Raw genomic sequence first — 22,322 nt, 5'->3', positions numbered from 1 at the left:
TGCGCTCAAGTTGCTGAATCGCGTCAGTAACAGCGGTAACACCGCCATCGTAACAATGCGGTAACACATCCAATTGACTTCCCGTGTCCTCCTCACGACTATAGGCGTCCCGCTGCCGCCAACCCGGCGCTACAGGGCGCAATTCAGGCCTTATAAGCACTGCTTTCAAGACAGTGCGCCTGTATAAACGAAGACTCACGCGCGTTACTCGCTGTTTCCAAGCGCCTGAACGAGGACCCTTTTCATGCCAGACATTACCCTGACCACCTTGCAGAGCCTCAAGCTCAAGGGTGAAAAAATCACCATGCTGACTTGCTATGACGCCACCTTCGCCAACGCCTGTTGCCAGGCCGGGGTTGAAGTATTGTTGGTAGGCGATTCCCTGGGCATGGTTCTTCAAGGGAATGACAGCACCCTGCCCGTGACCACGGATGAACTTGCCTACCATACCGCCAGCGTCAAGCGTGGCAACGACGGCGCCTTGATCATCGCGGACCTGCCGTTCATGGGGTACGCCACGCTGGAGCAAACCTTCCAGAACGCCGGCAAGCTGATGCAAGCCGGCGCCCACATGATTAAGGTCGAAGGCGCCGTGTGGCTGGCCGAGTCGATCCGGCTGCTGGCTGAACGCGGTGTACCGGTATGCGCGCACATGGGCCTGACACCACAGTCAGTGAACATCCTCGGCGGCTACAAGGTACAGGGCCGCAATGAAGCCCAGGCGCGCCAGATGCGCGCCGACGCAATCGCCCTGGAACAAGCCGGTGCCGCGATGATTGTGCTGGAGTGCGTGCCCAGCGAACTGGCCGCAGAAATCACCCAGGCCGTCAAAGTGCCGGTGATCGGCATCGGCGCCGGTTCCGCCACCGATGGCCAGGTGCTGGTACTGCACGACATGCTCGGCCTGTCGATGACCGGTCACGTACCGAAGTTCGTGAAGAACTTCATGGCCGGCCAGACCAGCATCCACGCTGCGCTGAGTGCTTACGTAGGCGAGGTCAAAGCCGTCATCTTCCCGGGCATCGAACACGGGTTCTCGGCATGAACACCGTTAAAACCCTGCGTGAACTGCGCGCCGCGGTTACCCACGCCCGCAGTGCCGGCAAGCGCATCGGCTTCGTGCCCACCATGGGCAATCTGCACAGCGGCCACGCGACCCTGGTGACCAAGGCCGCGCAGCAAGCGGATTTCGTGGTGGCGAGCATTTTCGTCAACCCGTTGCAATTCGGTGCCGGCGAAGACCTGGATAAATACCCGCGCACGCTGGCCGCCGATCAGGAAAAACTCCTGCAAGCCGGCTGCAACCTGCTGTTCGCGCCTACCGTCGAGGAAATGTACCCAGGTGGCATGACCGGCCAGACCCGCGTCAGCGTTCCACAGCTGTCCGAAGGCTTGTGTGGTGCCAGCCGCCCAGGGCATTTCGAAGGCGTGGCCACGGTGGTCAGCAAGCTGTTCAACATGGTCCAGCCGGACATCGCCGTATTTGGTCAGAAGGATTACCAGCAACTGGCGGTGATCCGCGCCATGGTCCATGACCTGAACATGCCGATCCAGATCATCGGCGAACCCACCGTACGCGCAGAGGATGGCCTGGCGCTGTCATCGCGCAATGGTTACCTCACCGAGGAGCAACGCGCCGTCGCGCCGGTGCTGTATCGCGCCCTCAACCAGATAGCCACGGCCATCAAAAGCGGAGAGCGTGATTTCGCCAAGCTGCGCGCCGAACAGATCCAGCACATTGAGAACGCCGGGTTGCGCATGGATTATCTGGAAATACGCCAAGGTGTGCACTTGCGTCCGGCCACAGCGCAAGACCGTGATGTGGTGATCCTGGTCGCCGCTTATCTGGGCACGACACGCCTGATTGATAACCTGCACCTGAATCTCGCCTGACCCTCTTTAAATCCACAACCTGTTGCCCCCACCGCCGTGCCGGTATAAAAAAGTACCGGCCACAGCGCAGACAAAGCCAAGACATATCGACACGCTAGGTTTAATGTAATCGCCCTGCGCTACGGTTAGCGCTGTCTGGAACCCAATCCTTGATATAAGACTGGATGTTCCGGGCTTTGAAGTGTCCTAAAGGCAGTCCCTGTAATAAAAAGGAAACCCGCAGCGATGGCGTACTACCGCACCCCTCATGACGTTACCGCGCTGCCCGCCTGGCAAGCGCTTACCCAACATCGCCAAGCCATGCAGGATTTCAGCATGCGCGACGCGTTCAATGCCGATCCCCAGCGTTTTTCCCAGTTCACCCTGAGCAGCTGCGGACTTTTCCTCGATTACTCGAAAAACCTGATCACCAGCGAAACCCGCGACCTGCTGGTGGGCCTGGCCAAGGAAGTGAACCTCAAAGGGGCGATCGACGCGTTGTACGCCGGTGAGCCGGTCAACTCCTCCGAAGGCCGCCCTGCCTTACACACTGCCCTGCGCCGCCCGGTGGGCGACAAGCTGTCGGTCAACGGCGTGAACATCATGCCGGACGTGCACAAGGTGCTGAACCAGATCACCGACCTGGTCGGCCGCATACACGACGGCTTATGGCGTGGCTACACCGAGAAGCCGATCACCGACGTGGTGAATATCGGTATCGGTGGCTCGTTCCTCGGCCCGGAGCTGGTCTCCGAGGCCCTGCTGTCCTACGCCCATAAAGGCGTGCGTTGCCACTACCTGGCGAACATTGATGGCAGCGAGTTCCACGAGCTGACCATGAAGCTGCGCGCCGAGACCACGCTGTTCATCGTTTCGTCGAAATCCTTCAACACCCTCGAAACCCTGAAGAACGCCCAGGCCGCCCGCGCCTGGTACCTGGCCCAGGGCGGCTCGGAAGCCGAGCTGTATCGCCACTTCATCGCGGTCTCGAGCAACAACGCCGCAGCCGTGGCCTTCGGGATTCGCGAAGAAAACATCTTCCCGATGTGGGACTGGGTCGGCGGGCGTTACTCGCTGTGGTCCGCCATCGGCTTGCCAATTGCCCTGGCCATCGGCATGTCCAACTTCAAGGAACTGCTGTCCGGTGCCTACACCATGGACCAGCATTTCCAGAACGCCCCGTTCGAAGACAACATGCCGGTACTACTGGGCTTGCTCGGCGTGTGGTACGGCAACTTCTGGGGGGCGCAGAGCCATGCGATCCTGCCGTACGACCATTACCTGCGTAACATCACCAAGCATTTGCAACAGCTGGACATGGAATCCAATGGCAAGAGCGTGCGCCAAGATGGCACGCCGGTGTCCACCGATACCGGCCCGGTGATCTGGGGTGGCGTAGGCTGCAACGGGCAGCACGCCTACCATCAGCTGCTGCACCAAGGGACTCAACTGATCCCGGCCGACTTCATCGTGCCGATCGTCAGCTTCAACCCGGTGTCCGACCACCATCAGTGGCTATACGCCAACTGCCTGTCCCAGAGCCAGGCCCTGATGCTCGGCAAAACCCGCAGCGAAGCCGAAGCCGAGCTGCGTGAGAAGGGCCTGCCGGAAGCCGAGGTGCAGAAGCTGGCACCGCACAAGGTGATCCCGGGCAACCGTCCGAGTAACACCATCGTGGTCGAACGCATCAGCCCTCGTCGCCTCGGCGCGCTGGTGGCGATGTATGAGCACAAGGTGTTCGTGCAAAGCGTCATCTGGGGCATCAACGCCTTCGACCAATGGGGCGTGGAACTTGGCAAGGAGCTGGGCAAGGGCGTGTACAACCGTCTGACCGGCGCCGAAGAAACCTTGGCAGATGATGCCTCGACCCAGGGCCTGATCAACTACTTCCGCGGTCGCCACCGCGGCTGAAGCTTGTCTCAAGGCCAACGTGCGTTTGGACGTTGGCCTTGAACCCACCTGCCACAGGGTGCATCTTTATTACTTGTCGCAAAAACAAGAATAAGGATCGCTCATGTTCGATATCAGCACGTTCCCCGCCGCCGATGCCGTCCGCCGGGCTGCGCAACTCAGTCAAGAGGACTACCAGCGCCTCTATCGCCAATCCATCGAACAGCCGGACACCTTCTGGGCCGAACAGGCCAAGGGCTTTCTCGACTGGATGACTCCATGGCACAGCGTCCAGCAGTCAGACATCAAGACCGGCGCCGCCCAATGGTTTGCCGGCGGCCAACTGAATGTCAGCTACAACTGCATCGACCGTCACCTGGCAAAGCGCGCCGATCAGCCGGCCTTTATCTGGGAAGGCGACGATCCGACAAAGTCCTGCAAAATCACCTACCGCCAGCTTCATCAAAACGTTAGTCGCCTGGCCAATGTGTTGAAAAGCCGTGGCGTGAAAAAAGGCGACCGCGTGTGCATCTACATGCCAATGATTCCGGAAGCGGCCTACGCCATGCTGGCCTGTACGCGAATTGGCGCGGTGCACTCGGTGGTGTTTGGCGGTTTTTCACCTGACGCCCTGCGTGACCGTATTCTCGACGCCGATTGCCGTACGGTGATTACCGCCGACGAAGGCGTACGCGGGGGCAAGCCCGTGGCGTTGAAGCAGAACGTCGATAAAGCCCTGGCCAGTTGTCCGGATGTCAGTACCGTAGTGGTGGTGGAGCGCACCGGGGCCAGCGTGAACTGGAACGAGGGCCGCGACCTCAAGTATCAGGCCGCCCTGGAAGCCGCCAGCGACAACTGCCCGCCCGAGCCGATGGATGCCGAAGATCCACTGTTCATCCTCTATACCTCCGGTAGCACCGGCAAACCCAAGGGTGTACTGCACACCACCGGCGGCTACCTGCTGCAAGCAGCGATGACCTTCAAGTATGTGCTCGATTACCAAGAGGGCGAAGTGTTCTGGTGCACCGCCGATGTCGGCTGGGTCACCGGCCACAGCTACATTGTCTATGGCCCGCTGGCCAATGGCGCGACCTCGCTGATGTTCGAAGGCGTGCCAAGTTACCCGGACAGCTCGCGGTTCTGGCAGGTGATCGACAAGCACCAAGTGAATATTTTCTATACCGCGCCCACCGCGTTGCGCGCCCTGATGCGTGAAGGCCACGGTCCGTTGGAGAGTAGCTCCCGCGCCAGCCTGCGCCTGCTCGGCAGCGTCGGTGAGCCCATCAACCCGGAGGCCTGGGACTGGTATTTCAACGCGGTCGGCGAACAACGCTGCCCGATTGTCGATACCTGGTGGCAGACCGAAACCGGCGGCATCATGCTCAGCCCGCTGGTCAGCGCCCAGCGCATCAAGCCTGGATGCGCCACCCAGCCAATGTTCGGCGTACAGCCGGTGCTGCTGGATGAGCAGGGCAAGGAAATCAGCGGCGCCGGCAGCGGCGTGCTGGCGATCAAGGCCAGTTGGCCTGGGCAGATTCGCAGCGTCTATGGCGACCCGCAACGCATGATCGACACCTACTTCAAACCCTATCCCGGCTACTACTTCACCGGCGACGGCGCGCGACGCGATGAAGACGGTGACTACTGGATCACAGGGCGAATCGACGATGTGATCAACGTATCGGGCCATCGCATCGGCACTGCCGAGGTGGAGAGCGCCTTGGTGCTGCATGACCAAATCGCCGAAGCCGCTGTGGTCGGCTACCCCCACGACGTCAAAGGCCAGGGCATCTATGCCTTTGTGACCCCAATGAACGGTGTCGAGCCCAGCGATGCGTTGAGAAAACACCTGCTGGACCTGGTCAGCAAGGAAATCGGCAGCTTTGCCAAGCCAGAACTGATCCAATGGGCGCCTGCCCTGCCGAAAACCCGCTCCGGCAAGATCATGCGGCGCATCTTGCGCAAGATCGCCTGCAACGAACTGGACAGCTTGGGAGATACCTCGACCCTGGCCGACCCGAGCGTCGTAGACGGTTTGATCGACAAGCGCCTGAACCGATAGGAACCCCCGAGTCGCCATGGAATTTATCCGCAGCCGTATCGAAACCCAGTTGATGAGCCTGACGGGTTTGTCACTGGGCCAACTGGACCTGGAGAATCCCAAGGGCGATCCGGGCCTGTTCGGGCCGAACTCGGTCAGCTGGCAAGTGCATGGCGACTTCAGCAGCATGCTGATCGGCGGCATCAGTGCCTTGATGCTGCAGGCCTTGCACCCACTGGCCCTGGCCGGCGTATGGGACCATTCGAACTTCCGCCAGGACATGCTCGGGCGCTTGCGACGAACCTCGCAGTTCATTTCCGGCACCACCTTCGGCTCACGCAAGGATGCAGAGTGGCTGATCGAAAAAGTGCGCACCATTCACCTGCAGGTGGTCGGCCACGCGCCGGATGGGCGACCTTATGCGGCCAGCGATCCCGAGCTGCTGACCTGGGTGCATGTGGCCGAGGTGAGCAACTTTCTGGCCGCTCACCTGCGTTATCGCAACCCACGGCTTTCGGGTCGCGACCAGGATCGCTACTACAGCGAAATTGCCCTGGTCGCTGAACGCCTGGGCGCGCGGCATGTGCCACGTTCACGCCAGGAAATTTCGGATTATCTGGTGCGTATCCGCCCACAACTGCTGTGCGACGAGCGCAGCCGTGAGGTGCTGCGCCTACTGCTCGAGGCGCCTGCCCCGAGCACCTTGGCCAAACCCTTCGGCAGCCTGATGATGCAGGCCGGAATCGACCTGCTGCCCGACTGGGCAAGCGCGATGCTCGACCAACAGCAGAGCCCGCTGCAACGCCAGATGATCCGCGCCGGGGTCAAGCACAGTGCGCCACTGCTGCGCTGGGCGATGCGCAACGGTTCGGTGCAGCGCGCCCATCGGCGGATGGGGCTGATGTAGGTAGCGGCCCATAGCTGTTAAACTCCGCGCCCACAATGCCCTCATTTACCGCAAGCAAGGCGCGCTCCATGACTCCCTTGAATCAGGCGCTGCGCGCCGCCCTCGATTATCGCCAAGACCTGATCAACCAACTGCACGCCCAGGGTACGGACTGCTATCGGTTGTTCCACGGCAGTCAGGAAGGTGCCGGTGGCCTGACCATCGATCGCTACGGTCCGCAATTGCTGGTGCAGAGCTTCCACCAGTCCCTGGAAAGCGCAGACTTGCTGGACCTGCACCAGATGATCAACCAGCACATGGGCCTGGAATTGCTGCTGGTATACAACGACCGCGCCCGCGGTAACTCGCGCATCGACCGCGAAGACACGGTGTACCGCGCAGCGCCCGCGGCACTGGAAGACCTGGTAGGCCACGAATGGGGCCTCAACTACCGTGTGCGTGGGCGTCATGCCGGACAAGACCCCCTGCTGTTCCTCGACCTGCGCAATACCCGTGGCTGGGTCAAGGACCACAGTGCCGGTAAAAGCGTGCTGAACCTGTTCGCCTACACCTGTGGCGTAGGCTTAAGCGCGGCGGCAGGCGGGGCACGCGAGGTATGCAACCTGGACTTTGCCGAAGGCAACCTGGCGGTTGGGCGTGAAAACGGCCTGCTCAACCCGCAGTTGCCAGCAATGGATTTTGTGCAGTCTGATTACTTCCCGGCGATTCGCCAACTGGCGGGCCTGCCGATCACCCAGCGTCGCGGCCAGAAATTGCCGAGTTATCCACGCCTGGAACAGCGCCAATATGACCTGGTACTCCTCGACCCTCCCGCCTGGGCCAAGAGCGCCTTCGGCACCGTCGACTTGCTGCGCGACTATCAGAGCCTGCTCAAGCCCGCACTGCTGGCCACCGCCGACAATGGCGTGCTGATTTGCTGCAACAACCTGGCGAAGGTCAGCATGGATGACTGGCGCGAGCAGGTGCTGCGTTGCGCAGAAAAAGCCGGCCGCCCTGTGCGTGACTGGCAAATCATGACACCCGGAGCCGACTTTCCATCCAGAGATCAGCAACCGCCATTGAAGACCTTGATCCTGCATTTGTAGGAAGTTTCCCAGCGCCCACGGTTCTTCGGAACCGAATTCCCGTGCCATACTCCAAGGCACTCTCGTTTGACATAGATGGCGTCACCCATGCCCAAAGGATTGATTCGCGCCGCAGGCGCCTTGTTGACCGCCCTTGCTTTGTACAGCTTGCTGGGCTTTCTGATCTTACCGGGCATCGCCCTTCGCATTGCCAACCAACAGTTGGCCAACTACGCCACGGTGCCGGCGCGAATCGAGCGCATCGAGCTCAACCCGTTCAGCCTCGAACTGACACTGTGGGGCCTGAAGATCGGTGAGCCGGGCAAAGAACAAGTGGGTTTCGAGCGCTTCTACGCCAACCTGCAAGTGGACAGTCTCTGGACCCGCGCCCTGCACCTGGCCGATGTGCAACTGGACCAGCCCAAGACCGAACTGCTGTTCGACAAATCCGGCCAACTTAACCTGGCGCAGTTGTTCAAGCTGCCACCGAGCGAGCCGACCCCGGCCGATCCCGATGCCAAGCCGTTCCCACTGCGTATCGACAACATCAAGCTGGCGGGCGGCAATCTGCACTTCCAGGACCTGCGCCCCAGCGAACCCATCGAATTTCTCTACGACAAACTCGACTTCGAGCTGAAAAACCTCAGCACCTTGCCCGAAGACAACGCCGACATGACCCTGGTCGCCGCGGGCCCTGATGGTGGGCAGATCGACTGGAAAGGTAATTTCAGCCTGGTGCCGATCACATCCGAAGGCACCTTGAAAGTCACCGACGGCAAGATGAAAGCTTGGTGGCCCTATGTACGTGACGCCTTGCCCTTGGTGCTGGAAGACGGTGTGCTCAACTTCAGCACCGACTATAAATTCAGCCTGGCCAGAGAAACCGAACTGAACCTGACCAACACCGCCGCCAGCATCGCGCCCTTCGCGATCAAGGCGCCGGATGGCCGGCCATTGGCCCGCCTGGAGCGCCTGGACGTCAGCGAAACCACGGTAGACCTGGCCAAGCAGCAGGTGGTTGTCGGCAAGATTCGCAGCAACAAGCTGGAAACCTGGGCGGCCCGTGAAGCCGATGGGCAGTTGGATTGGCAGAAACTGTTCGCCAGCCAGCCGAGCAAACCAGCCACGACACCGGAACCAGCCACTGCGCCGGCCACTGCCGATGCCCCTCAGGCACCACCGGCAGCCGCGAATAAACCCTGGCAAGTGCTGCTCAAGGATGTGCAACTGCGTAACTACCAGGTGCACCTGGCCGACCGCCAGGCCCAGCCTGCGGTCGCGCTGGAGCTGGGCCCATTGAATGTCGACGTACAGAACTTCGACAGCCTCAACCAGAGCCCTTTCAGCCTGAAAGTCGACACCGGCCTGGGCAAGCAAGGCAAGATCCAGGCTACTGGTGAGGTTAACCTCAACCCCGTCAGCGCCAAGCTGAAAGTGACCACCCAGGACATCGATCTGCGGGTTGCCCAGTCTTATATCAGCCCGTTTATTCGCCTGGAACTGCGCAGCGGCATGCTGGGCAGCAACCTGGATGTGAACCTCAAAAGCACCGAGCCCCTGGCCCTCCAAGTCACCGGCCGCGCCCAGGTTGATCAGTTGCATACCCTGGACACCCTCAAGACCCGCGACTTCCTCAAGTGGCAGCGCCTGGTGCTGGAGGGCGTGAACTACCAGCACGGCCAAAGCCTGTCGATCGACAAGGTCAACCTGCTGCAACCGTATGCGCGCTTCATGATCAACGACGATCGCACCACCAACATCGATGACTTGCTGGTCCCACAACCGGCAGACAGTGGCAATAAGTCGGCCGCCAAACCCGCAGCCAGCAACGAGAAGCCACTGGGCATTCATATCGGCCAGATCGCGATCAACGATGGTTCTGCCAACTTTGCCGACTTCAGCCTCACCCCCAACTTCGCCACCGCGATCCAACAGCTCAACGGCCAGATTGGCACCATCGACAGCCGCCAGGCCAAGCCGGCCAGCGTCGACATCAAGGGTAAGGTGGACCGCTACGCGCCGGTGACCATCAAAGGCAGCGTGAACCCGTTTGATCCGATGGCGTCGCTGGATATCGCTACCAGCTTCAAGCGTGTCGAGTTGACTAACCTGACGCCTTACTCAGGCAAGTTCGCAGGTTTCCGTATCCGCAAGGGCCGTTTGAATCTCGACTTGCACTACGTGATCATCAAGGGCCAGTTGAAGGCTGAAAACAAAGTGGTGGTCGAGCAACTGCAACTGGGTGAAAAAGTTGACAGCTCCGACGCGGTGGACTTGCCGATTCGCCTGGCGGTTGCCCTGCTCAAGGACTCCGATGGCAAGATTTCCATCGAACTGCCGGTGAGTGGCGACCTGAACAACCCGCAATTCAGCGTGATGCCGATTGTGTGGCAGACCCTGCGTAACCTCGTAGTACGGGCAGCAACAGCGCCGTTCAAGTTTATCGGTGGGCTGGTGACCGGTGGCGGCTCGGAAGACCTGGGTAATGTGTCGTTCGCCGCCGGCTCCAGTGAGCTGAACAAAGATGCCGAAGGCGCTTTGAACACCCTGGCCAAGGCGTTGAAAGAGCGCCCTACCCTGCGCCTGGAAATCGAAGGTACGGCTGCCGCAAGCAGCGACGGGCCGTTCCTGGCCGCACAACGGCTGGAGCGTGAATACCAATACAACTACTACAAGATCCTCCAGCGCCGTGGCGACAAAGTCCCGGCCCAGGCCTCATTGCTGGAGGTACCAGAGAAGGAAAAGGCACCTTTGCTGGAAGGCATCTACCGCACCCGCTTGAAACAGCAGCCACCGGCCGAATGGAAAGACCTGGGCAGCGATGAGCGCACGGCGAAGCTCAAGGACGGCGTGATCAAGTTCTGGAGCGCCAATGATGTGCTGTTACGCAAACTGGGCCAGGACCGCGCCAGCACGATCAAGGATTACCTGGTGGACAAGGGACAGCTGGAAGACGACCGGGTGTACTTTATTGATGCGCAGCTGGGGCAAGCCGAGAAAGATGGTCGTGTCATCACCCCAATGCATCTGGATGCTGAGTAACGAAAAACTTGGCATAAAACTGAATGTGGGAGGGGCGGTGCGACGATTCAACTTGCCCCCGATAGCGGTACCTCAGTCAATTACATATTGACTGTCACACCGCTATCGGGAGCAAGTTGAATCGTCGCACCGCCCCTCCCAGGCTTTTATTCCGTGCCTGGCCGCAAGTCATTGCGCCCCAGAAATAGAACAGGCCCCGACACAAGTGCCGGGGCCTGTAATGACCACATCCGTGTGGTCGGTCGCATGAACTCCAGAGGTGCATCGGGTGGATATCTAACTCACCCTAAGCCGCCGCCGTCTAGTTCAGACGAAAAGAGCGCGTTACTCTGCTTTCAGGCCATCGGCCGATACAGCTTTAACGCCTTTGATTTTCTTGGCAATTGCCACTGCGGTTTCTTTCTGCGATGCAGTTACAGCAGTCGCGGACGACAGGGAAACCACACCCTTATTGGTCTCTACCTTGATATCGGTACCAGGAATACCTTTCTCGGTCACCAGGTCAGCCTTCACTTTAGTAGTGATCCAAGTGTCGCTGGTCGCGCCTTTGGCATCAGCAGCAGCACCTTGGGTTTTATCAATACCGTCAGCCTTGGTAGCGCCGCCAGCCAGCAGGCCGTCAGCAGAAACAGCAGTTACGCCTTTGATTTTCTTGGTAATGGCTACAGCGGTCGCTTTCTGCGAGTCGGAGATAGCTACGTCGGAAGAAAGGGAAACCACGCCTTTGTTGGTTTCTACCTTGATGTCCGAACCAGGAATGCCTTTTTCAGTCAGCAGATCAGCTTTTACTTTAGTGGTGATCCAGGTATCCGAGGTGGACTCTTTGGCCTTGGTCATTTCACCAGCCGCCAGAGTCATAGGGGCTTGGGAAGTCTGAGCAAAGGCCACGCTAGCACCCATGGCCAGGGTCAGAGCGGTAGCAGTAGCGAGAGCGAACTTCTTCATACGAGTAACTCCTGTTTTATTAAAAGTCTGCAGTGTGTAAACCTTGATGCTGCAGCGTTAACAGGGATAGTGCAGACGGCGTGCCAAGTCAAAAACGCGGCATAAACTCTTATAAATCAACGAGTTAAAAAAACACCCAATTTTCGAAATCGTGCAACTTGCATGAAACCCGCCACACCTGCATGCAAGTTGCGGTTTTTGGCGGTTGGCTAAATGGCTGATTTTGCTTAATTTTCCAGCACCCATAAAAAAAGGACTCCGAAGAGTCCCTTTTCCAGCCTGAGCTACGAGTGATTAAACGCCCGAAGCCTTGGCTGCTGCTACGTCCTTGATGGACAGCTTGATACGGCCGCGGTTGTCCACGTCCAGTACCAGCACTTCGACTTCCTGGCCTTCTTTCAGAATGTCGGTCACTTTCTCAACGCGAGCGTCGCTCAACATGGAGATGTGAACCAGACCATCCTTGCCCGGCAGGATGTTGACGAATGCGCCGAAGTCGACGATGCGTTCAACCTTGCCGACGTAGATCTTGCCGATCTCGGCCTCAGCGGTGATGCCCAGGACGCGCTGGCGTGCAGCTTCAGCCGCTTCCTTGGTTTCGCCGAAGATCTTGATCGAGCCGTCGTCTTCGATGTCGATCGAAGCCTTGGTCTCTTCACAGATCGCACGAATGGTCGCGCCGCCTTTACCGATAACATCACGGATTTTGTCGGTATCGATTTTCATCGCGATCATGGTCGGAGCATTTTCCGACAGTTCGGTACGGGACTGACCAATGATCTGGTTCATCTGGCCGAGGATGTTCAGGCGCGCTTCCAGGGCTTGGCCCAGGGCGATTTCCATGATCTCTTCGGTGATGCCCTTGATCTTGATGTCCATCTGCAGCGCGGTAACACCTTTAGCGGTACCGGCTACTTTGAAGTCCATGTCGCCCAAGTGGTCTTCGTCACCCAGGATGTCGGTCAGGATGGCGAACTTCTCGCCTTCTTTGACCAGGCCCATGGCGATACCGGCAACCGGTGCCTTCATCGGCACACCCGCGTCCATCAGCGCCAGGGAAGCACCGCAGACCGAAGCCATGGAGCTGGAACCGTTGGACTCGGTGATTTCCGATACCACACGGATGGTGTACGGGAACACGTCGGCGGCCGGCAGCATGGCCTGGACCGAACGGCGGGCCAGACGGCCGTGACCGATTTCGCGACGACCAGCACCACCCATGCGACCACACTCGCCTACCGAGAACGGTGGGAAGTTGTAGTGCAGCATGAACGGGTCTTTTTTCTCGCCTTCCAGGGTGTCCAGCAGCTGTGCGTCACGGGCAGTACCCAGGGTCGCAACCACCAGGGCCTGGGTTTCGCCACGGGTGAACAGCGCCGAACCGTGAGTCTTCGGCAGAACGCCGACTTCGATGTTCAGCGGACGCACGGTGCGAGTGTCGCGACCGTCGATACGCGGCTTGCCGTTAACGATGTTTTCGCGAACGGTGCGATATTCGATTTCACCGAATGCAGCTTTGACGTCGCTGGCGGAAGGCTGGCCTTCTTCACCGGACAGCTTGGCTACAACCTGATCCTTCAGCTCGCCCAGGCGAGCGTAACGGTCGGCCTTGACAGTGATGGTGTAGGCGTCGGAGATGGCAGCGCCGAACTCGGAGCGGATCGCGCCCAGCAGCTCGGTGGCTTCCGGGGCAGCAGCCCAGGTCCAGGTCGGCTTGGCAGCTTCGGCAGCCAGTTCGGTGACAGCCTTGATAACAGCCTGGAATTCGTCGTGGGCAAACAGTACAGCGCCCAGCATCTGGTCTTCGGTCAGCTCTTTGGCTTCCGATTCAACCATCAGTACGGCTTCCGAGGTACCGGCAACGACCATGTCCAGGCTCGACGCCTTCAGTTGCTCGTAAGTCGGGTTCAGCAGGTAGCCGGTGCTTTCGTGGAAAGCAACGCGCGCCGCGCCGATCGGGCCATCGAAAGGAATGCCCGAGATGGCCAGGGCAGCCGAGGTACCGATCATCGCAGCGATGTCCGGATCGGTTTTCTTGCTGGTGGAAACCACGGTGCAGACGACCTGCACTTCGTTCATGAAGCCTTCTGGGAACAGCGGACGGATCGGACGATCGATCAGTCGGGAAGTCAGGGTTTCTTTCTCGGAAGGACGGCCTTCGCGCTTGAAGAAACCGCCAGGGATCTTACCGGCAGCGTAAGTCTTTTCCTGGTAGTGAACGGACAGAGGGAAGAAGCCTTTGCTCGGGTCAGCGGTCTTGGCGCCAACAACGGTCACCAGTACGGTAACGTCGTCGTCAACGGTAACCAGCACTGCGCCGGAGGCTTGACGGGCGATACGGCCTGTCTCGAGGGTAACGGTCGACTGACCGAACTGGAATTTTTTGATAACCGGGTTCACGGTGTCCTACCTTCTTTGTGGCTCTTGGGGGAACTTGTCTTCTTGCGAAATTCTTGGGCAATGTCGGGAATCGGCCCAACCCTTGTCCAGGGGTAAAACGTGTATCCAGATAAAACTTGAGGCTGGGAGCCTACCATGGGCCAGCGGGAATCCCACTGACACACGGCAGACAACCAACCTCTAGCGCAATCGCTGATTAGCGACGCAGACCCAGGCGACCGATCAGAGCCTGATAACGACCCAGATCCTTGCCTTTCAGGTAGTCCAGCAGCTTACGGCGCTGGTTTACCATGCGGATCAGACCACGACGGGAGTGGTGATCTTTACCGTTGGCCTTGAAGTGACCTTGCAGCTTGTTGATGTTGTGGGTCAGCAGTGCAACCTGCACTTCTGGCGAACCAGTGTCACCAACAGCCTGCTGATAGTCAGCTACGATTTGTGCTTTTTCTTGAACGTCGAGAGCCATGAGGCAATCCTTTTTTCAGGAAACTACCCAAGGGTAGTTTCAACAGGCCAGGGACAAATCCCTGTATCTAAAAATGAGAAGTGACCATGCCTGTTAACAGCCACCCTCGTTCGGTCATTCTGACCGAATCAGTCGACGCGGCGCGATACGCCCGTCTTCGCTCACTTCACCGATACCGATGAAGCGACCGTTATGATCCTGTACGCGCACCATGCCGAACTTCGGGGCATCCGGGGCGCGTACCGGCTGGCCGTTGAGCCAGTAGAACGCGCTGTGCTCCGAGAAGTGCAGCAATGGCCAATCGAGCAAACCGCTGTCCGATGGCATCAGGAAGCGATCAACCGCTTCGTTGCCGCCTTCGGCGTGCACGGCTTCCAACTCTTCCAGCGTCACCGTCTGGGCCAGGCTGAAAGGGCCGGCCTGGGTGCGTCGCAGTTCTGCAACGTACGCGCCGCAACCGAGCTTTTCACCGATATCTTCCACCAGGGTACGGATATAGGTGCCTTTGCTGCAGTCAACGGCCAAACGGGCAGTGTCGCCTTCACAGGCGAGCAATTCCAAGCGCGCAATAGTAACAGAACGCGGTTCACGCTCCACTACTTCGCCCGCACGCGCCAGCTTGTAAAGTGGCTGTCCATCCCGCTTGAGGGCCGAGTACATCGGTGGTATCTGACTGATTTCCCCACGAAAAGCGGGTAAAGCAGCTTCGATATCAGCACGACCAACGGTCACGTCGCGAACCTGCAGAACATCACCTTCGGCGTCGGCCGTGGTGGTGGTCTTGCCCAATTGCATCAGGGTTTCATAGCCCTTGTCGGAATCGAGCAGGTATTGGGAGAACTTGGTGGCCTCGCCAAAGCACAACGGCAGCACGCCGGTGGCCAGCGGATCAAGGCTACCGGTGTGCCCTGCCTTCTCGGCATTGAGCAACCAGCGGACCTTCTGCAGCGCGGCATTGGAGGTAAAGCCAATAGGCTTGTCGAGCAGAATGATGCCGCTGACGTTGCGACGGATACGTTTGACCTGAGCCACCGCTTACTCCTTGGCGTCTTCAGGTGTGGACGGGTGCTGGCTGTCTTCAGCAACGGCGCGCTCGATCAATGCCGACAGGTGCGCCCCACGCACGACGCTTTCGTCGTAGTGGAAGTGCAACTGGGGGACGCTACGCAGCTTCATTTCACGGGCCAACTGCATGCGCAGGAAACCTGCGGCCGAGTTGAGCACCTTGATGCTTTGTGCGATTTCTTCGCTGTTGTCCTGCCCCATCACGGTGATGAAGATCTTGGCGTGACCTACGTCACGGCTCACTTCAACGGCGGTGATGGTGACCAGGCCAACGCGAGGGTCTTTGACTTCGCGACGGATCAGTTGGGCCAGCTCACGCTGCATCTGATCGCCGATACGCTGGGTACGGCTGTATTCTTTTGCCATGTCTTGTTACCTGTTACTGCCACACGGTGAAACCCGTGGGGTCTGAAAGCGGCAAACGCCCGGCCTGACAAAAGCCAGACCGGGCGTTGCGTTTAGAGTCCTGACGCTGCGCGGGGCATTTGCATGCCCACACGCGGCGTGGCTCCTGAAGTGCGCGAGTTAGAGGCTGCGAGCAACCTGAACCTTCTCGAAGACTTCGATCTTGTCGCCAACCTTGACGTCGTTGTAGCTCTTGACGCCGATACCGCATTCCATGCCGGCACGCACTTCGGCAGCGTCATCCTTGAAGCGGCGCAGGGATTCCAGCTCGCCTTCGAAGATAACGATGTCTTCACGCAGTACACGGATCGGACGGTTACGGTACACAGTGCCTTCGACAACCATGCAGCCGGCGATCGCGCCGAACTTCGGCGAGCGGAACACGTCACGCACCTCGGCGATACCCAGGATATTCTCCCGGACGTCGCTGCCAAGCATGCCGGTAAGGGCTTTCTTGACGTCTTCGATGATGTCGTAGATGACGTTGTAGTAACGCATGTCCAGGCCTTCCTGCTCGACGATCTTGCGAGCGCCAGCATCGGCACGCACGTTGAAGCCGAACAGTACAGCGTTGGAAGCCAGTGCCAGGTTGGCGTCGGATTCGGTGATACCACCGACACCGCCACCGACAACGCGCACTTGCACTTCGTCGTTACCCAGGCCATTCAAGGCGCCGTTCAACGCTTCGAGGGAGCCACGTACGTCAGACTTGAGGACGATGTTAAGCGTCTTCTTCTCTTCCTGGCCCATGTTCTCGAAGATATTTTCCAGCTTGCCGGCGTGAGCACGGGCCAGCTTGACTTCGCGGAACTTGCCTTGACGGAACAGAGCCACTTCACGGGCTTTCTTCTCGTCGGCAACTACACTCATCTCGTCGCCAGCGTCCGGGGTACCGTCCAGGCCGAGGATCTCGACCGGGATAGCTGGACCTGCTTCCTTGATTGGCTTGCCGTTCTCGTCGAGCATGGCACGTACACGGCCGTAGTTCGAACCGACCAGCACCATATCGCCTTGGCGCAGAGTACCGTCTTGAACCAGCACGGTTGCAACCGGGCCACGGCCCTTGTCGAGACGGGATTCAACCACGACACCACGGCCAGGAGCCGATGGAGTAGCAGTCAATTCCAGGACTTCGGCTTGCAACAGAACCGCTTCGAGCAGTTCGTCAACGCCGGTACCCATCTTCGCCGAGACTGATACGAATGGAGTCTCGCCACCCCACTCCTCGGAAGTCACGCCGTGAACCGACAGCTCGCTACGGATGCGATCAAGATCAGCGCCCGGCTTGTCGATTTTGTTCACGGCAACGACCATAGGAACACCGGCAGCCTTCGCGTGCTGGACCGCTTCAATGGTCTGCGGCATTACGCCGTCGTCCGCTGCAACGACCAGGATCACGATGTCGGTCGCCTTGGCACCACGGGCACGCATTGCGGTAAACGCGGCGTGACCCGGGGTGTCGAGGAAGGTGACCATACCGCGTTCGGTTTCAACGTGGTACGCACCGATGTGCTGGGTGATACCACCGGCTTCGCCAGCGGCTACCTTGGCACGACGGATGTAGTCGAGCAGGGAAGTCTTACCGTGGTCAACGTGGCCCATTACGGTCACGACTGGTGCACGGGAGACTGCCTCACCTTCAAACTTCAGGGACTCGGCCAGGGAATCTTCCAGGGCGGTGTCGCTGACCAGGGTCACTTTGTGGCCCAATTCCTCAGCCACAAGCTGGGCAGTTTCCTGGTCCAGTACCTGGTTGATGGTGGCCGGAGTGCCCAGCTTGAACATGAACTTGATGATTTCAGCAGCCTTGACCGACATCTGCTGGGCCAGATCGCCCACAGTGATGGTCTCGCCGATCTTCACTTCACGCACGACAGGGCCGGTTGGGCTCTGGAAACCGTGGGCGTTGCGTTTTTTCAGCTTGGCCTTGCCGCGTCCACCACGACGGAAGCCATCGCTTTCTTCGTCGGTAGTACGTGGGGCAACGCGTGGAGCAGGCGCCTTCTCTTTGACCGAAGCACGATGCGGAGCGTTTTTGCGCTCGCCATCGCCACCACCACCGCGACGACTGTTATCGTCGGCACGGGGTTTGTCTGGACGACGAGGTTCGTCGCGCTTGCGGGCATCTGCTGCAGGAGCAGGTGCAGTGGCAACCGGGGCGGCCTCACGCACAGCTTCAACAGGGGCGGCGACCGCTTCAGTGGCAGCTGGTTGCGCAGCAGCAGGCTGGCGACGCGCTTCTTCTTCGGCGCGACGCTTGGCTTCTTCTTCAGCCTTCTGACGAGCAGCATTTTCTACTGCGCGACGTTCTTCCAGTTCGCGTTTGCGCTCGGCTTCGATTTCTTCCGGGCTGCGCTGTACGAAGACTTTCTTCTTGCGCACTTCAACGCTGATGCTCTTGCTACCCGCAACACGCAGGGTGCTGGTGGTTTTGCGCTGCAATGTAATCTTGCGCGGTTCTTCCACTTTCGCCTTGTGGCTGCTCTTCAAGTGAGTCAGCAAAGACTGCTTCTCACTATCGCTCACACCTTCATCGGCGGCGGTGTGCGGCAGACCTGCCTCACGCATCTGCTGCAACAGGCGCTCTACCGGTGTTTTGACCTCATCGGCCAGTTGTTTCACCGTGACTTGCGTCATGCACTTCTCTCCTCAGGCCGCGCCTAATTACTCGAACCAATGGGCTCGGGCGGCCATGATCAACTTGCCGGCACGATCATCGTCAATGCCGTCGATGTCGAGCAGATCGTCAATAGACTGCTCGGCCAGGTCTTCGCGGGTAATTACGCCGCGCACCGCCAGTTCCATCGCCAAATCCTTGTCCATACCCTCAAGCGAGAGCAGGTCTTCGGCCGGATGGGCGTCTGCCAGCTTTTCCTCAGTAGCGATGGCTTTAGTCAACAAACGATCCTTGGCCCGAGCGCGAAGCTCGTTGACGGTGTCTTCGTCAAAGCCGTCGATGTTGAGCATTTCTTCCAACGGTACGTAGGCAATCTCTTCCAGGCTGGTGAAGCCTTCATCTACCAGCACCTGCGCCAGGTCTTCATCGACTTCCAGCTCTTCGATGAAGTTGCGCAGGATGTCACCGGTTTCAGCTTGCTGCTTAGCCTGGATGTCCGATTCGGTCATCACGTTCAGGGTCCAACCGGTCAGTTGGCTGGCCAGACGCACGTTCTGACCACCACGACCAATGGCCTGAGCCAGATTGTCTGCGCCAACGGCGATGTCCATCGCATGGGCATCCTCGTCAACGATAATTGCCGCCACTTCAGCCGGCGACATCGCATTGATCACAAATTGCGCAGGGTTATCGTCCCACAGGACGATGTCTACACGCTCACCGCCCAATTCGCCCGACACTGCCTGGACGCGCGAACCGCGCATACCGATGCAGGCGCCTTGCGGATCAATGCGCTTGTCCTTGGAGCGGACCGCGATCTTGGCACGCGAACCCGGGTCCCGGGATGCAGCCATGACTTCGATCAGACCTTCGGCGATTTCCGGCACTTCGATACGGAACAGCTCGATCAGCATTTCCGGCGCGGTACGCGACAGGATCAACTGAGGGCCGCGGTTCTCGGTGCGGATTTCCTTGAGCAGCGCACGCAGACGCACGCCAACACGGAAGGTTTCGCGAGAGATGATGTCTTCACGGGCCAGCAACGCTTCCGCATTGTTACCCAGGTCGACGATCACGTTGTCGCGGGTGACTTTTTTCACGGTGCCGGAGATGATTTCCCCCAGGCGCTCACGATAGGCGTCAACGACTTGAGCGCGCTCGGCTTCGCGAACCTTCTGCACGATGACCTGCTTGGCAGTCTGTGCAGCAATACGGCCGAACTCGATCGATTCGATCTTTTCTTCGACGACATCACCGACCTGGGCACCAGGGTGCGTCTGCGCAACCTTGCTCGGCCAGGTTTCGATGGCCGGATCATCAAGATCGGCTTCTTCGACGACCGTCCAGCGACGGAAGGTCTCATAGGCACCGGTGTGGCGGTTGATTTCCACACGCAGATCAACTTCATCTTCAAAACGCTTTTTGGTAGCAGTGGCCAGGGCCAGCTCCAGCGCTTCAAAAATCACGTTTGCCGGTACGCCCTTTTCATTGGATACCGACTCAACAACCAGCAGTACTTCTTTGCTCATCGTACGCCTCGCCTTTCGCAAGCCATTGGATCCGCGGGATCCGCGTCTCAGTCAAAACTGGGAATAATGTTGGCCTTGTCGATCATATCGATCGGCAACAGGAACTCATGGTCTTCTACCTGCACCACGACATCCTGTTCTTCTACACCGCGCAGAAGGCCCTGAAAGTTGCGTCGCCCTTCGAACGGGGAGCGCAGCTTGATCTTCACTTGTTCACCGACATATTTAGCAAACTGCTCGATAGTGAACAGTGGGCGTTCCATGCCTGGCGAGGAAACTTCGAGGGTGTATTCAACGGCGATTGGATCTTCAACATCCAGCACACCGCTGATCTGACGGCTGACAATGGCACAATCGTCGACCAGCACGCCGCCCTCTTTATCGATATAAACGCGCAACATTGAGTGGCGACCTTGAGCCGAAAACTCAATACCCCAGCATTCATAGCCTAGGGCCACGACCACCGGGGCCAGCAAGGCCTGCAACTCTTCTAGCTTGCTCGACACCTGAACCCCCTCGTGCATGTATGTGCATGCTGTGCAAAATAAAAAAATGGGCGAAACGCCCATCCTTGAAACGCCGTCGAACAGCGGCGTTGAAAGTGTCCAGCTAACAAAAAGCCCCTTAAAAGGGGCTCCGCTAAAACTGGTTGCGGGGGCCGGATTTGAACCGACGACCTTCGGGTTATGAGCCCGACGAGCTACCAGACTGCTCCACCCCGCGACAAAGCTGGGGCGGAAGTATACGACCGATCCCTTACAGGGTCAATGTAACCTTCCACCTACAAGAAAGCCCGCAACAGCGGGCTCTCCTGATAATTGGTACCGAGAAGGGGACTCGAACCCCTACACCCTATGGGCACAACCACCTCAAGGTTGCGTGTCTACCAATTCCACCACCTCGGCAATACAGCGTTTACAACCTTCTTACTTCTGCTCTTGAGCTGGAGGCACGTCAGTCGCTGGAGTAGCCGACTTTTGCTCTTGAAGCACCGGGACATCATCAGAAGCCGGTTTTGCTTTTGGTACTTCCAACACTGCTGGGTTTGGGAGACCTACTTGAGTCAGCACATGAGCCTTCTCTTTAGCAAAGTAACCTAACCCCAAGCTGGTTATGAAGAAACCGGCGGCAAGTATAGCAGTAAACTTACTAAGAAAGGTAGAGGAACCTTGGCTTCCGAACACAGTATTTGAAGCACCTGCACCGAAAGACGCACCAGCATCCGCACCTTTACCCTGTTGCAACAAAACCAGAGCAACTACGCTCAGGGCAGCCAACAGATGAAAAACGACTACGACTGTTTCCAGCATTTTTTCAGTTTCCCGCGGCGCGACAGATCGCACCGAACTCATCTGCATTCAGGGAGGCTCCACCAATGAGCCCCCCATCGATATCCGGCATGCCGAACAGTTCGACCGCATTGGCCGCCTTCACGCTGCCGCCGTATAGAAGCCGCACACCTTGTGCGACCTCAGAATTCTCTGCCGCCAACTGCGCGCGAATGGCTGCATGCACATCCTGCGCTTGTTGCGGTGTAGCAGTCAGCCCGGTACCAATGGCCCAGACCGGCTCGTAAGCAATGACTGCCTTTGCAAACGCACCAACACCCAGCTCCTCAATGATGCTGCCCAGCTGACGCGAGACAACTTCAAGAGTCTTGCCCGACTCGCGCTGCTCCAGGGTCTCCCCTATGCACAACACTGGAATCAAGCCACAAGCCTGTGCCGCTGCGAACTTGCGGTTGAGTGTCCCATCACGCTCGCCCATCATCTGACGACGCTCGGAGTGCCCGACCAGCACATAGGAACAACCCGCATCCACCAACTGACTTGGCGAAATCTCGCCAGTCAACGCACCTTGCATGGGCTCCACCGCAGAGTTCTGCGCGCCGACCTGAATCGACTTACCTTTCAAGCCGTCAACCACTTGGTTGATATGCAAGCAAGGCGGGAACACCGCGACATCAACACCGCTAGGCAAGGCCAAGTGACGAAGGCCGTTGATCAGCTCAGCGACACTGGCGCGGGTACCGTGCATCTTCCAGTTACCAGCTACCATAGTGCGACGCATGCTGTACCT

Annotated in this window: 17 protein-coding genes and 2 tRNA genes; 7 read left to right on the top strand and 12 right to left on the bottom strand. The window is 58.8% G+C overall.

What is annotated here, in order from left to right:
- Nucleotides 1-244 precede the first annotated feature (244 nt).
- From panB to NMB39_RS04335, 7 genes are all read left to right on the top strand, one after another.
- Nucleotides 245-1,045, top strand: a complete 801-nt coding sequence (panB, locus tag NMB39_RS04365; RefSeq protein ID WP_494339600.1) for a 3-methyl-2-oxobutanoate hydroxymethyltransferase — start codon at nucleotides 245-247, stop codon at nucleotides 1,043-1,045.
- Nucleotides 1,042-1,893, top strand: a complete 852-nt coding sequence (panC, locus tag NMB39_RS04360; protein WP_464006261.1) for a pantoate--beta-alanine ligase — start codon at nucleotides 1,042-1,044, stop codon at nucleotides 1,891-1,893. Before panB ends, panC begins: the two co-directional genes overlap by 4 nt.
- Nucleotides 1,894-2,118: 225 nt before the next feature.
- Nucleotides 2,119-3,783, top strand: a complete 1,665-nt coding sequence (pgi, locus tag NMB39_RS04355) for a glucose-6-phosphate isomerase (protein ID WP_057012759.1) — start codon at nucleotides 2,119-2,121, stop codon at nucleotides 3,781-3,783.
- A 103-nt stretch (nucleotides 3,784-3,886) separates the two neighbouring features.
- Complete coding sequence (gene acs, locus NMB39_RS04350; protein WP_494339601.1) at nucleotides 3,887-5,824, top strand: acetate--CoA ligase; 1,938 nt, start codon at nucleotides 3,887-3,889, stop codon at nucleotides 5,822-5,824.
- A 16-nt stretch (nucleotides 5,825-5,840) separates the two neighbouring features.
- Entirely contained in the window at nucleotides 5,841-6,710 is an 870-nt protein-coding gene (locus tag NMB39_RS04345; RefSeq protein ID WP_306956447.1) for an oxygenase MpaB family protein, read from the top strand.
- Nucleotides 6,711-6,778: 68 nt separating this feature from the next.
- Nucleotides 6,779-7,795 (top strand): class I SAM-dependent rRNA methyltransferase, encoded by a 1,017-nt coding sequence (locus tag NMB39_RS04340; RefSeq protein ID WP_057025020.1) that lies wholly within the window; start codon nucleotides 6,779-6,781, stop codon nucleotides 7,793-7,795.
- Nucleotides 7,796-7,882: 87 nt separating this feature from the next.
- On the top strand, nucleotides 7,883-10,816 hold the full coding sequence (locus NMB39_RS04335) for a DUF748 domain-containing protein (RefSeq protein ID WP_057025021.1): 2,934 nt from the start codon (nucleotides 7,883-7,885) through the stop codon (nucleotides 10,814-10,816).
- Nucleotides 10,817-11,140: 324 nt separating this feature from the next.
- Here the strand turns inward: NMB39_RS04335 and NMB39_RS04330 are convergent, their stop codons facing one another.
- From NMB39_RS04330 to tpiA, 12 genes are all read right to left on the bottom strand, one after another.
- Nucleotides 11,141-11,761, bottom strand: coding sequence for a BON domain-containing protein (locus NMB39_RS04330; protein ID WP_494339602.1), 621 nt, complete (start codon nucleotides 11,759-11,761; stop codon nucleotides 11,141-11,143).
- A gap of 294 nt (nucleotides 11,762-12,055) precedes the next feature.
- Entirely contained in the window at nucleotides 12,056-14,161 is a 2,106-nt protein-coding gene (gene pnp, locus NMB39_RS04325) for a polyribonucleotide nucleotidyltransferase (RefSeq protein ID WP_017528788.1), read from the bottom strand.
- Nucleotides 14,162-14,357: 196 nt separating this feature from the next.
- Complete coding sequence (rpsO, locus tag NMB39_RS04320; RefSeq protein ID WP_003176135.1) at nucleotides 14,358-14,627, bottom strand: 30S ribosomal protein S15; 270 nt, start codon at nucleotides 14,625-14,627, stop codon at nucleotides 14,358-14,360.
- 114 nt (nucleotides 14,628-14,741) lie between these two features.
- Complete coding sequence (truB, locus tag NMB39_RS04315) at nucleotides 14,742-15,659, bottom strand: tRNA pseudouridine(55) synthase TruB (protein WP_034117853.1); 918 nt, start codon at nucleotides 15,657-15,659, stop codon at nucleotides 14,742-14,744.
- Nucleotides 15,660-15,662: 3 nt separating this feature from the next.
- On the bottom strand, nucleotides 15,663-16,058 hold the full coding sequence (rbfA, locus tag NMB39_RS04310) for a 30S ribosome-binding factor RbfA (RefSeq protein ID WP_003176137.1): 396 nt from the start codon (nucleotides 16,056-16,058) through the stop codon (nucleotides 15,663-15,665).
- Nucleotides 16,059-16,217: 159 nt separating this feature from the next.
- Nucleotides 16,218-18,734 (bottom strand): translation initiation factor IF-2, encoded by a 2,517-nt coding sequence (gene infB, locus NMB39_RS04305; protein ID WP_494339603.1) that lies wholly within the window; start codon nucleotides 18,732-18,734, stop codon nucleotides 16,218-16,220.
- Between the two features lie 27 nt (nucleotides 18,735-18,761).
- Nucleotides 18,762-20,243, bottom strand: a complete 1,482-nt coding sequence (gene nusA / locus NMB39_RS04300; protein WP_043051766.1) for a transcription termination factor NusA — start codon at nucleotides 20,241-20,243, stop codon at nucleotides 18,762-18,764.
- 47 nt (nucleotides 20,244-20,290) lie between these two features.
- Entirely contained in the window at nucleotides 20,291-20,749 is a 459-nt protein-coding gene (gene rimP / locus NMB39_RS04295) for a ribosome maturation factor RimP (RefSeq protein ID WP_032862957.1), read from the bottom strand.
- Between the two features lie 140 nt (nucleotides 20,750-20,889).
- Nucleotides 20,890-20,966, bottom strand: a tRNA-Met gene (locus NMB39_RS04290).
- A 96-nt stretch (nucleotides 20,967-21,062) separates the two neighbouring features.
- Nucleotides 21,063-21,148: transfer RNA gene (locus NMB39_RS04285), tRNA-Leu, on the bottom strand.
- Between the two features lie 21 nt (nucleotides 21,149-21,169).
- The gene (gene secG, locus NMB39_RS04280; RefSeq protein ID WP_003194191.1) at nucleotides 21,170-21,553 is read right to left on the bottom strand and encodes a preprotein translocase subunit SecG; all 384 of its coding nucleotides are present in this window, start codon (nucleotides 21,551-21,553) and stop codon (nucleotides 21,170-21,172) included.
- Nucleotides 21,554-21,557: 4 nt separating this feature from the next.
- Nucleotides 21,558-22,313, bottom strand: a complete 756-nt coding sequence (tpiA, locus tag NMB39_RS04275) for a triose-phosphate isomerase (RefSeq protein ID WP_003194193.1) — start codon at nucleotides 22,311-22,313, stop codon at nucleotides 21,558-21,560.
- Nucleotides 22,314-22,322: the final 9 nt, after the last annotated feature.

The organism is Pseudomonas sp. FBCC-B545, assembly GCF_059134095.1.
The sequence above is the reverse complement of the archived record's forward strand: the minus strand, read 5'-3'. Positions and strand labels throughout refer to the sequence as shown.